Below are 13,590 nucleotides of genomic sequence, written 5' to 3' on the forward strand. Positions count from 1 at the left end.
TGCGCTAATTATTATACTAGGCGGCTTGCTGCAGTACTTCATCTCTGAAGGCCGCGGCTTCGTGAGGATGCAAGGCAAAGCCTGGCTTGCGCGCATCAATATCTAAGGGAATTCGAAGAATTGTTGGCCGCTTTTGACGATCAATTTCAAGAGGAGTTTGGCTGGTTTTGATCTGGAACGACCTCGTGGCTCCGTCTTGTGCGCGAACCATTATATCTTCAGCAAAATCTATGTCGTGTCTAGACGGTGAATATGTTGTTAGCGGAAAGCCAATCTTTTTAAACCCTTCGCAACCGATGTATTCGGCCACTATTCCTGACAAAATTCGGCTAACGCTGGCACCTCTGGCGGCCCTTTGTAGCGGAGTTTCATTTGGTGGAATGCCCGAAACTAGCGTTCTGGCGTTGCTCAAAATTGCCTTAAGCATATCGTAGGTGTCGCGGCTGCTTTTGAGCGGAAAGGTCTCGCAATATTCGCGCATAAGATATTGAAAGCTAACCTTACCCGTATTCAACTCTGTTAGGTGGTCGCTGTGGCCACCAGATTCATATATATCCGAGTTGCTGAGGTATAACACTCCCGCCACCATAAATCGGTTATGAAAGTCCGTCATGGTTGATTCGTAACTTCTGGCCACTACTGGAAGCTCAAAACTTGGGTACTCAAAAAGCTTTCGCGCAAGGGATGCGGCTCTGGTCGCTCTTTCGGTGGGTCTTATGCCATAGCCAAGATTGTTCAAAAGAACACCCCATGTTTCAGAAACCTCTGGTTTAGGGGTTGGAAGCCCGGGATCAAATTGGCCTGACTTTTTCATAAATAATCCAAATTTGGCCTAATTTTACAATTTTTACATCATTTTTCAAATATAGGCAAGCTAAAGCGCGACGCCGGCCAAAATATCTAACTTAGCTAGGACAGCCTGCTCTAGTTGACCAGCTTCGTCAGAGGGCAAATTCAAACTCGATCTAGACATAGGAACCCGTACGATAAATCCGTCAGGGGTATGAACTATGTCCAATCCTGGGTCCGCGCCCTTTTTAGCCTTAACCTGAACGGCTAAGCTCTCTAATCTTCGATTAGTGACAAACGGCAATTTTATGTCAGTCTGAGCCAGATCTTCTTCGGCCGACGCATAGGTAGCAAGTTCCCAGCCGCTGGCCCTTAACGCCATCAAAATTTTATGCTCGGCTAGCATACCTATCAACTCGCCGTTAGTTTGGTTGATTCGACTATAAGTTATATCTAAGTCGTCCTCTAATAAACACTTGGCTTCATACATTACTGTTCTTAAGCCTTCCAACAGCAGAGGGTCGCCCGCGCCCTCAAAGGCGCCGACATAGTCTTGGAGATGCTGCAGAAAGTTTTTCTTTGATTCTATTTTTTTGAGCACATGGCCTATAAAACGAGATTTGCGCCTACCCTTAAACTTGCTTTCTTCGCTGGGGATGGCCAGATCGGCAAGCTGAGAATACGCTAGTAAAGCAACCGCATCGATAAACAAAGAAGAGACCACATCCGAGCCATAAGTTTCCGACATAGGGTCAATCGAAAGGCTGTCTAGGCCGTAGCGCTGAGTGGCCCTAATGAGCATCTCTGCCCGTTGTTGCGGGTTGGCGCTGCGGCTCGCTAGATCGGCAAAGTTCTGCTCGATTACGTCAACCGTCGGCAGCTGGCCGCGCAAAGCATCTTGCATGTTAAAAGCTTGCGGCCTTAACCTCTCTTGATAACTCATAGGCTAACTCTATAACGATAATTCTTATCCGTAAAATGTTATCCTTGTCTTACATGGACAGTTTGCAAAATATTATGGCCAACCACCATTTTGAGGCGCCGGACGAAGCCAAAGCGCTCAAGGATTATTTGTTGCGCAAATACAACACCGAGGGCCGCATAAAAGTCGATGATAATAATGTGATTTTAAGCGTGCCGAGCTCTGCCCTGGCGGCCACGCTTCAGCTGGAGCGCGATAAAGTTGCCCGAGAGTGTGGCATTAAAAAACGTTTAGTTATTAGAACCGGCCGCTAAAACTTATTCTTCTGGCGAACCGTCAAATCTTACGATATAAGTTAACCATTTTGTACCGTGACTCATAGGAATGTAGTCTTCGTGGAGGGTAGTCATGCCGTGGCGAGTCAGAACCTCTCTGAACTCTCCCCGTTGCCAAAAAGCAAAAAAGTATGGCGTGTTCTTTAGATAATCTTTGGTTTGAAGCTCCTCGCCTTCACCTTCTTTCATGGCAATAAAGCCGATGGCTTTAGCTTTCATATTTTTGGTAATCGAGCTTAGAGCTTCGTCTATACGGCTTTTTGGCACATGTATTAATACCGCCGCCGCCCAAAAACCATCAAAAGGTTTATCAAAGTCTAGATCATATAGACTTACCTGCTTAAAATCTGCGCCAGGATTATTTTTTCTGGCCTGCTCCAATTGCGGACCCGAGATATCGGTACCCACGTAGTCGTAGCCTTGGCCAATTAATTCCCGGGCATCGCGGCCAGACCCGCAGCCGATTTCTAAAAGACGTCCTGATGGCAATAGCCGGAAAAATTCATCAAAATTATCCTGCCAAAACTTAACAGTTTTGTGAGTGTCTGCCCAATCAGCGGCAACAGAATCGTAACTTTGTTTTGTAATTTCTTCCTGAGGCGTAAGTTTAGTCATGAGTTATTCTCGATAAATATTCTTTAATGCCTTTGAGCCAGCCGCCGGTGAAATAATCTTCCGGCTGGAAAGTCTTTACATCTACCCATTCGTATTTATCGTGATGATCGCCGAGTTTTATATCGCCACTTATGTATTTGCCTTCGTAGCCAATGGCAAAAATTCGGACCATTTCGCCCAATTTCATTTCTTTGCGCTCATGTCGGAAGAAGACTTTTGGCTCGCCGAGTTTGTATTTAACTTCGGGTCCGAGTTCTTCTTTGATTTTGCGCTCAATCACAGATTCTAGTGAAGCGTCGAACTCGTTTTCTCGAATCCGTCCGCCCGGAATATCCCAATCGCCAAACACATCATGCGTAATTAGCAGCTTACCGCCATCTCTTAGCAACAATTTGACTGCCACAAAATACAAATCCCGCTCCATTAAGTTAACTCCAGTCTCTACCAGCTTTGGCGGCTTTTAAAACATTTTGAATAAAATCTTTTTTTGCCGGTGAGTAAGATTTTCGGTCGTTAGGATATTTAGCGGCCAGCTTTATCTTTAACTTTTCATAATCCTTGGCGGCGGCTGGGTTTTTTAATAAATATTCTTTGAATAGGGTTGTCACGTCGATGTATTCTTCCCCTTTTTGGCCAACATGCAAATGGACTGTTCGGTTATCTTCGGGTCCTTTGGCGAACATTAAATGATCTGACATATCATCCCTTAGGTGATAATCCGCAGCCTCCAAAACTGGCACCCAGCTGCGGGCTTCATCTAAATCTTTCACAACCATCAAGATATCTAACAGAGGCTTAGCCATAATGTCAGGGATGCTGGTGCTACCCACGTGCATGATTTCTTCAATGTTAGAAGAATTTTTTAAAAGTTTCTGAAGTTCATCCTTTTCTTTGTCAAACGCGAGCGCCCAATTTGGATCATGCGGTTCGAGTCGGACTTTTTCCCGATGAACACCTAAGCTCATAGCTCGCCCCAGTTTTTGCCAATGGAAACATCGGTTTTAAGGTGCACCGGCAGGTCAGTGTAGACGTTTTCCATGGTTTCTTTGGCCATTTTGCCAACCTCTTCAGCATCTTCCTTAGCGCACTCCAGGAGTATGGAGTCATGAATTTGTAGCAAGATTTTTGGCTCGGCTTTCAGCTTTGAGCTTTCAGCTTTCAGCTTGTTGAGGTTCTTATAAACCTCAATCATGGCCATTTTGGTAATGTCGGCAGCGCTACCCTGCAAAGGCATGTTAATCGCCGCGCGGTAAGCGGCTTCGCGCACTACAAAATTGCTCGATTTTACATCTGGCGTGGGGCGGCGTCGGCCCAGCAATGTTTCTACGTAACCCTGCTCTTCTGCCTGTTTACGAGTTTTTTCAATGTATTCTTTGAGCTTCGGTCGGATTTCAAAATACTTTTTAATAAAGTCGCGTGCTTCACCAAAGCTCATGCCGGTTTGTTCGGATAATGCATGTGGGCCTAGACCGTACAAAATGCCAAAATTTACGGCTTTAACGCTGGAGCGTTGGGCCTTGGTAACTTTATCCGCCGGAATTCCGTAAAGTTCGCTGGCTGTTTCGGCATGAATGTCGCGGTCTTTGTTAAAGGCGTCGATCATGTTTTGATCGTTGGCCAGCGAGGCCGCTAAACGCAGTTCCTGCTGGCTGTAGTCGGCGCTGACCAGCAAATTGCCCTCATTGGCCACGAACGCCGTGCGAATATTTTTGCCTAAGTCCGTTTTGACCGGAATGTTTTGCAAGTTCGGATCGGCGCTAGACAGCCTGCCAGTCGGCGCAATTGTCAGGTTAAAAGTTGTGTGTAAGCGACTGCGCTCGTCGACTTGCTTCGGCAAAGTATCAACATACGTATTCTTTAATTTGGTGACCTCACGGTACTGGCCAATTAAATCAATGATCGGGTGCATTCCCCGCAGTTTGGCTAGCTCGCTAGCAGCAGTCGAGAATCCTGTCTTACCCTTTTTAATTCCCTGCTTCGGCAAGTTTAATTTTTCGAATAAGATGTCGGCCAGCTGACTCGGACTGCTGATATTAAACTCCTGATCGGCGTAGCCATAAATCTGCTGTTCCAGGTCACTAATGCTGCCTTCGAGACGAGCGGAGAACTTTTTAAGATATTTGGTATTCAGTTTGATGCCGGTCAGTTCCATGTCGGCCAGCACCGGCGTTAGTGGCCATTCGATATTTTGGGCTAAATCATAGAGTTTAGGCACTTGCTCGAGCGCTTCAACTTGGCCATGGTAAAGCGCGCGCATTACAGCAATAAACTCGTTGGCCCGTTCGATAAGCTCTTCTGTCGGCACGTCGTCAAAACTCGGCAAATTGTAAGCCATTTCGGCGGTAGCGAGATCATTCAAACTTTGTGAGCGAACTAGCGGGTTAATTAGAAAGGCTCCGACCAAAATATCATGGCAAACTGGTGGAAATTCAACGCCGAGATGAGCGAGCAATTTTAGTGTGCTTTTAGTGTCGTAGCCAACGATGCCTTTGTCAGCCTTGCCGAACAAATCTTTCAACACGGAGGCAACCTTAGCTTTGTCTAGCCTCGGTAAATCAAGCGTATAGGCGGAATTATTATCGCCGACAATTAGCACCCTAGGCTGGCTGCCATGCGGCCCGGCGGCCCGAGAATAAACGAAGATCGGCTCTGAATTATTCAGCTTTAAACTAGCCAGTTTTTCGTCCTTATTGATAATTAGATTCTTGGGCAAATCCAGCTTGGCACCAGTATTATCGGCCTTTTTTGTATCCTGCATATTGTCTGGCAAATTACGCAGCAAGCTCCGAAACTCCAGGTCTTCCAGCAGGTTGCGCAGTTTGGCGGTGTCGATTTTCGTACCGTCCATCTCGCTAAGATTCAACTTCATCGGCGCGTCGCACCAAATGGCTGCCACTGTCTTGCTCATATAGGCCGAATCCTTGCCGGCTTCAAGTTTCTTGCGCAATGACTCCTTAATATCCGGCAGATGTTTGTAGACGCCGTCGAGAGTCTTGTATTCCTGCAGCAGTTGGATGGCCGTTTTTTCGCCAACGCCCGGCACGCCGGGGATATTATCGGAACTATCGCCTTTTAGCGCCTTTAAGTCCAGGAATTGTTCGGGCTTTAGCCCGTATTTAGCTTCGAAACTTTCGGGATGGAATTCTTCTATATTGGAAAAACCGCGCTTCAAGGCATAAACGTTCACGTGGCCGTTAATCAGTTGCAGCGCGTCGAGATCGGATGTTATAAGCATGGTTTCGATATTTTTGGTCTTGGCCTGGGCGGCCAGCGTGCCCATGATGTCGTCGGCCTCGTAATCATCGAGTTCGTAAAGCGGCCAGCCGAGCGCGGCCAGCACGTCGTGGAGGATTGGAATCTGCGTATAAAAGTCGGGCGGCGCCGGCTTGCGCCCGGCCTTGTAGTCCGGATAGATTTCCAGGCGTTTTCGGATATTGGTTTTTGGTTTGTCCCAGGCAACACAGACATAATCCGGCCGGAGTTTCTTGATAAGCTCTAGCGCCATGGTCACAAAACCGAATACACCGCCGGTCGGAATACCCTCTTTGGTAGATAAATTCGGCATGGCGTAATAACCACGGTAAAACACGCTTTTACCGTCAATAATTGCTAGCTTTTTTCTTTGCGCCATATTACCTCGCCCTTGCCCCGCACTAAAACCTGAGCGGAGTAGTTTGTAATCAGATTATGAAGTCTCAAGTTTTTAGTGCCGGGGTCTCCGCCATTAGGCTAGATTATATACCTTCGGATATAAGCACGCGATTGCTTATGATTTAAGTGCGCGTTAATAGAGCCAGATTATAGTTCGGGTCTAGTTCTCGGGCAATATCGGCGGCGGCTGTGTAAATTTGAGATCTTTGATACCGCTCTTCGTCTAATTCCTCCTTGGTCTTTTGAAGTTCTGCGGAATCTTTTTTCATGCGAGCGGCTTCCAAAAGTCTAATTCTTTTATAGCCCGCCGGGAACCTTGCCTCTAAAGTTTCAAATATCTCCACATACTTACGCTCCGACGCCAGGTGAGCGAACATTCGGCTAAACACATCCTCTGGAACTTCTCCACGGCGCAGAGTATCTATAGCCGCTAAGATCATTGGAAAATTATTGACGTCGTGAACCATAGTTTTTTGGCCACCACCAAGCGCAACTTCTATATCAGGAAAATCTTCGTTAACGTATAGAGGATTGGGAGTGATTTGAGCCAGTTCTTGTTCGAGTTTAGTTTGGTCCTCGAGCGTCCAGATATCTCTCTCGTTAGCAGTTTGCTGCTGCCTAAGCCGCTCGAGTTGACTTTGCACTTCGCCGTCAATTGGTGTGGGCAAATCTTCTGCCATATTTAAATTATAAGTTCAGAGTTGATTTAATCTGTAATTTAAAACCCTCTAAATCATTGTCGTTGTTGGTTAAAAAAATATCAGACTTGGCTTTGACAGCCGACATACTCAAGGTAGCCGCATCGCCGCCTTCGTGCATTTCGTCCTCTTCTTCTTTCAGGAATTGATCAAACGTTTTTTGGTCTTCGGCGCTGCGCGACCTAGAAGAAACGCGCTGGTAACGCAGTTTAGGATCGGCATCAACCCAAACTACTTTGCCGCCCAATTGGTGGATTTCATCGGCTTCGCCGGCGTTTCTAAGATTAGAGATAACCAAGCCAGCGTATTTGCCGTCTGTTGCTTTAAAAACTTCAACCGCTTTATCCATGAGGATTCCTAGGCCAAATTCCCGGCGCCACTCGGCGCTAATTTTCCTTAAATTCTGGCGCTCGATTGGCAAATTCCGACGCCTGGCTTCGTCACGCAGCAAATCCGACACAGAAACAAACAGCCAGTCATAATCTTCGGCGAGAATTTGACCCAGAGTATCTTTGCCAGAGCCGTTTGTACCAGAAATACCAATTAACTGGAGCGGCTTACGCATCCTTGAGCTCTTGTGCTTCTTGCATACCCTCTAGATGATTCAGGGCATCTCTTTCTATTTTTCGAATTCTTTCTCTGGCCATTCCCCAGCTTCTTCCGATTTCGTCCAAAGTTTGAGGCTCGCCCTCAAACCCGTAGCGGGCTGATATAACTTTTCTTTCCATATAGGGCAAGCTGTCTACGAGTTCGCGGATACGCTCACGGCGAATATCCTCGTGAACGGTTTCTTCGACAGGGGGTTCGGAATCGTTTTCTATCATGTCGCCAAGCTCAGCATCGTCTTCTTCGCCAACGGTCATGTTCAAAGATACAGAAGCTCTTACCAGAGACTTAACTTCCTCGACATCCTGAACCGACAGAACGGCTTTGTCGGCAATTTCTTCGTTAGTCGGTTCGCGCCCTAGCTCCACAACCAAGTCGCGTTCGGCTTTCACAACTTTGTTGAGTTTTTCAACCATGTGCACCGGAATACGGATGGTGCGGGCCTTGTCGGCCAGGGCCCGGGCTACAGCTTGGCGAATCCACCAGGTAGCGTAAGTAGAGAATTTGAAACCTTTGCGCCAGTCGAACTTTTCAGTGGCTCGATTTAACCCGATGCATCCCTCTTGAATTAAATCCAAAAAGGGCAGGCCTTGGTTTCGATAACGCTTGGCAATAGAAACCACTAAGCGCAGGTTACTCTCTACCATTTTTTCCTTGGCCGCCGCATCGCCTCTCTCAATTCTTTTGGCCAGAGTCACCTCTTGATCCGCAGTCAGTAAAGGGTGTTTACCTACCTCTCTTAAGAAAAGCTGTAAACTATCCAGCGAGCCGCTCCTAATCAGCTCATCAATTTCCTGCTCCTCACCCTCGTGGTCGCCGTTGATAGTCACCCCCGATTGTTCGATCATGTGAATCACCCGGCTAACATCGTGATCCTCTAAACCTAAGCCGTCACAGGCACTGGTAATTGATTCTAGATCAATAAGGCCGTGGTTCTGGGCCGACTCGAGTAAAGAGCTTATCTCTGGCTGACTTAAAAGATCCGCATAATTGTCGATTCCTGATTCATAACCGCCACCTACCACTTCTAGGTGTGGCTGCGAATAGTAGGCGGCAGGTCCGTCTTCTTCCGGAGCAATACTAGTATTAAAACTTGGCCCGAATTCCATTTAGGCTCACTATACTACAGCTTTTGCAGCTAACCATGAGCATTTACTGCAGGTATTCGTGCAGACGGCGGGTTTCTTTGTTCTTGCGCAGTTTAGCCAGGGCTTTGGCTTCGATCTGACGGATGCGCTCGCGGGTAACGCTGAACTCCTGACCGACTTCTTCTAGAGTGTGGCTTTTGCCGTCCTCTAGGCCAAAACGTAGCTTTAAGATCTTTTGTTCGCGCTCGGTTAGTGTGCCTAAGATTTGACGAACTTGTTCTTTGAGCAGCTGTTCGCTGGCAGACTCGGTAGGACTTTTTTGGTCTTCGTCCTCGATAAAATCGCCCAAAACGCTATCTTCTTCGTCGTCGCGGACCGAAGCATCGAGCGAACTGATATCTTGTTTAATTTTCATGATGTGCTCGACCTTGTCGACATCCATCTCCATAGCAACGGCAATTTCTTCGTTGGTCGGTTCGCGGTTTAACTCCTGAGTCAGGCGGCGCTGGGTGCGCAGCAGCTTATTGATAGTTTCGACCATGTGCACCGGAATACGGATGGTGCGGGCCTGGTCGGCAATGGCCCGGGTGATAGCTTGGCGAATCCACCAAGTTGCATAAGTAGAAAATTTGAAACCGCGTTCTGGATCGAATTTTTCTACTGCGCGCAACAAACCAGTGTTGCCTTCTTGGATTAAATCAAGCAGGTCTAAGCCACGGCCTACATAACGCTTAGCAATAGAGACTACCAAACGCATGTTGGCTTCGGCCATTTGGTCTTTGGCCCGTTTGTCGCCGGACACGACCCTTTTAGCCAGCGCCAACTCTTCTTCGGCGGACAAAAGCGGGATTTTACCGATTTCGCGCAAGTAAAGACGCACGCTGTCATCGGCAATATCGTCTATATAAGAGTTGTCCTCTTTTAGAAGTTCTTCTTCGGCTTCCTCTTCTTCCCAATCGCTCAGTTCTACGGCGTCAGGTTCGGTAGCCGGCAGCAGTTCGATGTCGTTTTCGGTCATTTCGGCATATAGGCGTTCCAGCACATCGATATTTGCCGGAGCGTCTGGAATCAATGCGAAAATATCGCGCTGATCGAGTTTACCGTCTTTCTTACCCTGCTCGAGCAACTGGGTAATTTCTTTATCATAAGTTTTGTTGGTCCGCTTGGGCGCGGCCTTCTTGTCTTCAGCTTTCTTTCTGGGCATATCCCCTCCCTACCTAAAGCAACGCTTAAGCTGCTCTTTTCTTTGATTACAGCATAGCGTTATTTAATTAAACTGTTAAGCTCATCTGCTTTTTTGACTAAAGCTTCAATTTCTGCCTCGTCGGCAGCTCGCATTTTTTCGGCTAATTTTTCTTTTTCTATTTTGACGTAACGGTCTATTAACCGGTGTTTGAGGCGCTCAGCCTGAGACGCTAAGTCCTCTGGCGGCACACTGCTATAAATTTCCTCAAACTGTAACATTATAATTTTAACATAATCAGCCACTGGCTGCAATTGTGCGGCTATCTTGGTGTCTCCTTTAAAGTCAGGGTTGGACTTCAAAAAATCATAAGTTTCTTGCTGCGGACCCTCGGTAAATACATCTTTAGGCAAGTCGCTCAGCAAGCTCCGCAAATTCGGCACCGCCAACAGCATAGCCAATAAATGGTCCTGCAAGCGCTGGTGCTCAAAAGCCACAACGTCAATTTTGCCGGGTTGGTATTTGGATTTTTTAAATAGCTGCGGCTGTGTTGACTGGCCAATAAACTTAGCTTTTACGGCATCAAAGCTGGTGTCGGTGAGTTCGGCAATTTTCTTTAAGTAATGCTCCTTCTCAACGGGATCTTTGAGTCGGCGGATGGTGGCTATCAGCGTGTCGGTAAACAGCCTCTTTCCGGCGGCAGTTTTTACATCTACCTCTGTTAAGTAGCGTTCAATGAGCCAATCTGGCGCATAAATACTTTGTTCAATAGCCCGCTCCCAGGCCTTGGGATTTTGCTGCACAAGTTCGTCGGGGTCTTTCGCTCCATCAATGCTTATGATGCGCAAATTGACTTCGGCTTTTTGAGCTAACGGGATAACCCGTTCGGTAGCGGCAATACCGGCGCGGTCGCTGTCAAAGCTCAGGCGAATATCGCCTGTGAAACGCTTAAGCGCCCGCAAGTGCTGCTCGGTCATAGCTGTACCAGCGCTGGCTACTACGTTTTTAAAGCCAGCTTGCCAAGAGCTAATAACGTCCAGGTTGCCCTCGACAACTACAACAAAGCTTTGCTTTCGAATGGCTTCTTTGGCCAGGTGCAGCCCAAATATCTGGCGGCTCTTATCGTAAACGATCGTGGCCGGTGTGTTGATATATTTGGGTGAATTTGGCTCATCGGCAAGCTGTCGGGCGGTAAAGCCGACAATCTGCCCAGCTTGGTCGGCCAACGGCACCATTATCCTACCCCGGAACATGTCACGGGCGGCACCGGCCCTACGCATACTTATTAGCCCAGCCCGCTGCATTTCATCGGTCGTAAAACCACTCTTAGTTAAAAAATTAACTAAGGCCACACCAGTGCTGGGCGCATAGCCCAGCCGCCAAGCAAGTATGGTGTCTCTGGAAAATTTGCGTTTATTAATCAAGTAATCAAGGGCTGGCTTATTAACCGTTAGCTGCTTTTGATAAAACTTAGCCGCTAGCTCCAGAACCTCGAGAGTCCGGCTCTTAAGCTTGCTATTACTAGAACTGCCGGCGGTCTTGTACTGGTCTAAATCAACGCCGGCTTTGCGAGCTAACATCTCGAGAGCGCCTTTAAAGTCTAGGCCTTCAACATCCATAACAAAGCTGAACATGTCGCCGCCTTTGCCGCTAGAAAAATCGTGCCAGATTTGCTTTTCGGGACTAACAATAAAGCTCGGAGTTTTCTCGTTAGTGAACGGACTCAAACCTTTAAAGTTGCGGCCGGCTCTGCGAAGCTGGACGTATTCGCTAATTACGTCCTCAATACTTAATCGGGATTTCACCTCTGAAGCTGCATCCATACTCTAATAGTAACGTATTGTATGTTTGTTCACAGTCAAAGCGGCTTTGTCTGCTATATTTGACGATAATATGAGCGAATTTAGGGCAGTTATTCTTGATTTAGATGGCACTGTTGTAGAGCCCACACCTAGCGCACTTCCATCGGAGCGGGTGGTAAATGCTGTTAAGAACACCGTGGAGAGCCAAACCAGAGTCAGCGTCGCCACTGGCCGTCCATATTGGATGGCTAAAAATATCATTAATCGTCTGGGCGTGGTTGATTTTTGCGCCATAAACGGCGGTGCCGAAGTTTACGACCCCGTCAAGGACGAGCGAGTATATTACACTAAAATCCCCAGACTTAGCCAGCGGGCCGTCGTGACAATTTGCCACAATATGGGAATTGACGTTTATGATGCAGAGAGTCAGGTGGTTGGGACGCCAATAGAAAGACCGTCGGCTGTTGACGAGAACAACGTTAAGTTGTTTATTTCCGGCTTGGAAGAGATTCGCGCTGATGAGCTCTTAGAAGAATTGCGGCCGATTGATGATGTTTTCCCTGTGAAGTCTACCTCGTGGTCGCCGGGTGAAGTTGTCGATATTCATATTACTCACAACTTGGCTACCAAGGAACAAACCGCCAAAGCAATTTTAGAAGCTTATGGGATTGACCCCGACCACAGCATAGGTATAGGCGACAGCTGTAACGATATGCCATTGTTTGCCGTAGTTGGCAGAAGCTTTGCAATGGGTAACTCGCATATTGACCTCAAAAATGTAGCCGACGATGTGACGGCCAGCCTCAAAGACGATGGCGTGGCTGTTGTTTTAGAAAAATTTTTTCCAACTCCAGCATCATCGTCAATAAAAACTCAGGCTTTTAGTATTCCTGCTTTTAGCCCCGGTCGCGTCCCAATAGCTTAGTCGGTAGTTCCCTGTTAGAATAGTGCTTATGCAACCGCAAAGCCCGAGCGGGCCGAACCCGCAGTTCGATTTCATGCTGAAAGATCAAGGTAAGCAGCGCCGCTCCTTACCATCGTTCAGCTTGCCTAAGCCCGTGCTTATTAGCGCCTGCACGGTAGTCGTAATTATTATCTTAGTTGTTTTATTTTCTTTGCTGTCGGGTTCTAAAAATAAAGATACCAATCAAATCACCAGCCTCATGGCCGAGGCCCAAGAGATATCACGGGCCAGCGGTTTAATTAACCAGCAATCCAAAGACGCCAATGTAACCGCTCTAGCTTCGACCGTCAGCACTACGCTTTCTAGCCAACAAGCACAACTTAGCAACTACCTTACCTCTACTGGACACAAAGTTGATGCCAAGCTTTTGAGTGCCGATCAGAACACCGGCACAGATACGCTTTTTCAGACAGCGGCTCAAAACAATAACTTGGCTTCTACTTATAATAATTACCTCAAACAGAACCTGGTCAACTATAAGACAATGCTGGCCAACGAATATAGTTCAACTCCGAGCAAGACTCTCAAAGATATTCTAAATAACGCTGCCGGTAGCGTTAACGCCATTTTAAGTTCTCTTAATTCTTAACTAGCTCGTAGGAGTGACGGATTAGGTCTTTGACCTCGTCATCGGCTAGTTGGCCGGTTAGAATAATGGTGTTCCAGTGCTTTTTATTTAGGTGGTAGCCCGACATCACGGTTTCATAACGTTCGCGCAGAATTTCAGCTAATTTAGGGTCGCACTTTAGGCTCAGACGCAAAGGGTCGCTGCCTTCGGCAATCAGCGCAAACATCTTATCGTTCAGCTTATAAACTGCCGTACCTTCGCCGAACGGATAGTCTAGCTTAGCGCCCGACAAACTTAAAATATAATCTTCTACCTCTTTATGGGTTTTCACACCTCAATTTTATCAGACCAAAAATTTGACAATTGCGC

General features: G+C 47.2%; 15 protein-coding genes. 3 read left to right on the top strand and 12 right to left on the bottom strand.

The genetic code is table 11. The annotated features are described in order from the left end of the window. Positions 1-16: 16 nt before the first annotated feature. Both VFT49_03070 and VFT49_03075 read right to left on the bottom strand, forming a co-directional pair. Positions 17-814: a hypothetical protein gene (locus tag VFT49_03070; GenBank protein ID HEU5005040.1), complete on the bottom strand. Its 798-nt coding sequence runs from the start codon at positions 812-814 to the stop codon at positions 17-19. A 60-nt stretch (positions 815-874) separates the two neighbouring features. Beyond that, on the bottom strand, positions 875-1,732 hold the full coding sequence (locus VFT49_03075) for a hypothetical protein (protein ID HEU5005041.1): 858 nt from the start codon (positions 1,730-1,732) through the stop codon (positions 875-877). A gap of 53 nt (positions 1,733-1,785) precedes the next feature. Between VFT49_03075 and VFT49_03080 the strand changes: the two genes are divergently transcribed. Continuing rightward, on the top strand, positions 1,786-2,025 hold the full coding sequence (locus tag VFT49_03080) for a hypothetical protein (protein HEU5005042.1): 240 nt from the start codon (positions 1,786-1,788) through the stop codon (positions 2,023-2,025). A gap of 3 nt (positions 2,026-2,028) precedes the next feature. Here VFT49_03080 and VFT49_03085 read toward each other — a convergent pair whose 3' ends face one another. The 9 genes from VFT49_03085 to dnaG form a co-directional block, all read right to left on the bottom strand. Continuing rightward, the gene (locus VFT49_03085) at positions 2,029-2,661 is read right to left on the bottom strand and encodes a class I SAM-dependent methyltransferase (GenBank protein HEU5005043.1); all 633 of its coding nucleotides are present in this window, start codon (positions 2,659-2,661) and stop codon (positions 2,029-2,031) included. Beyond that, positions 2,654-3,085 (bottom strand): NUDIX domain-containing protein, encoded by a 432-nt coding sequence (locus tag VFT49_03090; protein ID HEU5005044.1) that lies wholly within the window; start codon positions 3,083-3,085, stop codon positions 2,654-2,656. The genes VFT49_03085 and VFT49_03090 overlap by 8 nt, the downstream gene beginning before the upstream one ends. A gap of 4 nt (positions 3,086-3,089) precedes the next feature. After that, complete coding sequence (locus VFT49_03095; protein ID HEU5005045.1) at positions 3,090-3,626, bottom strand: GrpB family protein; 537 nt, start codon at positions 3,624-3,626, stop codon at positions 3,090-3,092. Continuing rightward, positions 3,623-6,292: a DNA polymerase I gene (polA, locus tag VFT49_03100; GenBank protein HEU5005046.1), complete on the bottom strand. Its 2,670-nt coding sequence runs from the start codon at positions 6,290-6,292 to the stop codon at positions 3,623-3,625. The genes VFT49_03095 and polA overlap by 4 nt, the downstream gene beginning before the upstream one ends. A gap of 142 nt (positions 6,293-6,434) precedes the next feature. Further along, the gene (locus tag VFT49_03105; GenBank protein ID HEU5005047.1) at positions 6,435-6,992 is read right to left on the bottom strand and encodes a hypothetical protein; all 558 of its coding nucleotides are present in this window, start codon (positions 6,990-6,992) and stop codon (positions 6,435-6,437) included. 7 nt (positions 6,993-6,999) lie between these two features. Beyond that, a complete protein-coding gene (locus tag VFT49_03110) occupies positions 7,000-7,575 on the bottom strand; it encodes an AAA family ATPase (protein ID HEU5005048.1) in 576 nt (191 codons plus the stop codon). After that, complete coding sequence (locus tag VFT49_03115) at positions 7,568-8,725, bottom strand: sigma-70 family RNA polymerase sigma factor (protein ID HEU5005049.1); 1,158 nt, start codon at positions 8,723-8,725, stop codon at positions 7,568-7,570. Before VFT49_03115 ends, VFT49_03110 begins: the two co-directional genes overlap by 8 nt. Before the next feature lie 43 nt (positions 8,726-8,768). Continuing rightward, positions 8,769-9,908, bottom strand: a complete 1,140-nt coding sequence (gene rpoD, locus VFT49_03120; protein HEU5005050.1) for an RNA polymerase sigma factor RpoD — start codon at positions 9,906-9,908, stop codon at positions 8,769-8,771. A gap of 59 nt (positions 9,909-9,967) precedes the next feature. Then, positions 9,968-11,710, bottom strand: a complete 1,743-nt coding sequence (gene dnaG / locus VFT49_03125; protein ID HEU5005051.1) for a DNA primase — start codon at positions 11,708-11,710, stop codon at positions 9,968-9,970. Positions 11,711-11,780: 70 nt separating this feature from the next. On the opposite strand from dnaG, the gene VFT49_03130 reads away from it, so the two are divergent. Both VFT49_03130 and VFT49_03135 read left to right on the top strand, forming a co-directional pair. Then, the gene (locus VFT49_03130; protein HEU5005052.1) at positions 11,781-12,614 is read left to right on the top strand and encodes an HAD family hydrolase; all 834 of its coding nucleotides are present in this window, start codon (positions 11,781-11,783) and stop codon (positions 12,612-12,614) included. Positions 12,615-12,642: 28 nt separating this feature from the next. Further along, on the top strand, positions 12,643-13,242 hold the full coding sequence (locus VFT49_03135; protein ID HEU5005053.1) for a hypothetical protein: 600 nt from the start codon (positions 12,643-12,645) through the stop codon (positions 13,240-13,242). Here VFT49_03135 and VFT49_03140 read toward each other — a convergent pair. Beyond that, positions 13,232-13,552, bottom strand: a complete 321-nt coding sequence (locus VFT49_03140; GenBank protein ID HEU5005054.1) for an MmcQ/YjbR family DNA-binding protein — start codon at positions 13,550-13,552, stop codon at positions 13,232-13,234. The two genes, VFT49_03135 and VFT49_03140, sit on opposite strands and share 11 nt — an antisense overlap. Positions 13,553-13,590: the final 38 nt, after the last annotated feature.

This window comes from Candidatus Saccharimonadales bacterium, from assembly GCA_035758565.1.
GTDB lineage: Bacteria > Patescibacteriota > Saccharimonadia > Saccharimonadales > UBA10212 > DASTXL01.

Coding starts and splice junctions, on each gene's coding strand:
- dnaG (HEU5005051.1), bottom strand. CDS start 11,710: ATGGATGCAGCTTCAGAGGTGAAATCCCGATTAAGTATTGAGGACGTA.
- VFT49_03075 (HEU5005041.1), bottom strand. CDS start 1,732: ATGAGTTATCAAGAGAGGTTAAGGCCGCAAGCTTTTAACATGCAAGAT.
- VFT49_03085 (HEU5005043.1), bottom strand. CDS start 2,661: ATGACTAAACTTACGCCTCAGGAAGAAATTACAAAACAAAGTTACGAT.
- VFT49_03105 (HEU5005047.1), bottom strand. CDS start 6,992: ATGGCAGAAGATTTGCCCACACCAATTGACGGCGAAGTGCAAAGTCAA.
- VFT49_03095 (HEU5005045.1), bottom strand. CDS start 3,626: ATGAGCTTAGGTGTTCATCGGGAAAAAGTCCGACTCGAACCGCATGAT.
- VFT49_03070 (HEU5005040.1), bottom strand. CDS start 814: ATGAAAAAGTCAGGCCAATTTGATCCCGGGCTTCCAACCCCTAAACCA.
- VFT49_03080 (HEU5005042.1), top strand. CDS start 1,786: ATGGACAGTTTGCAAAATATTATGGCCAACCACCATTTTGAGGCGCCG.
- VFT49_03130 (HEU5005052.1), top strand. CDS start 11,781: ATGAGCGAATTTAGGGCAGTTATTCTTGATTTAGATGGCACTGTTGTA.
- polA (HEU5005046.1), bottom strand. CDS start 6,292: ATGGCGCAAAGAAAAAAGCTAGCAATTATTGACGGTAAAAGCGTGTTT.
- rpoD (HEU5005050.1), bottom strand. CDS start 9,908: ATGCCCAGAAAGAAAGCTGAAGACAAGAAGGCCGCGCCCAAGCGGACC.
- VFT49_03110 (HEU5005048.1), bottom strand. CDS start 7,575: ATGCGTAAGCCGCTCCAGTTAATTGGTATTTCTGGTACAAACGGCTCT.
- VFT49_03090 (HEU5005044.1), bottom strand. CDS start 3,085: ATGGAGCGGGATTTGTATTTTGTGGCAGTCAAATTGTTGCTAAGAGAT.
- VFT49_03135 (HEU5005053.1), top strand. CDS start 12,643: ATGCAACCGCAAAGCCCGAGCGGGCCGAACCCGCAGTTCGATTTCATG.
- VFT49_03115 (HEU5005049.1), bottom strand. CDS start 8,725: ATGGAATTCGGGCCAAGTTTTAATACTAGTATTGCTCCGGAAGAAGAC.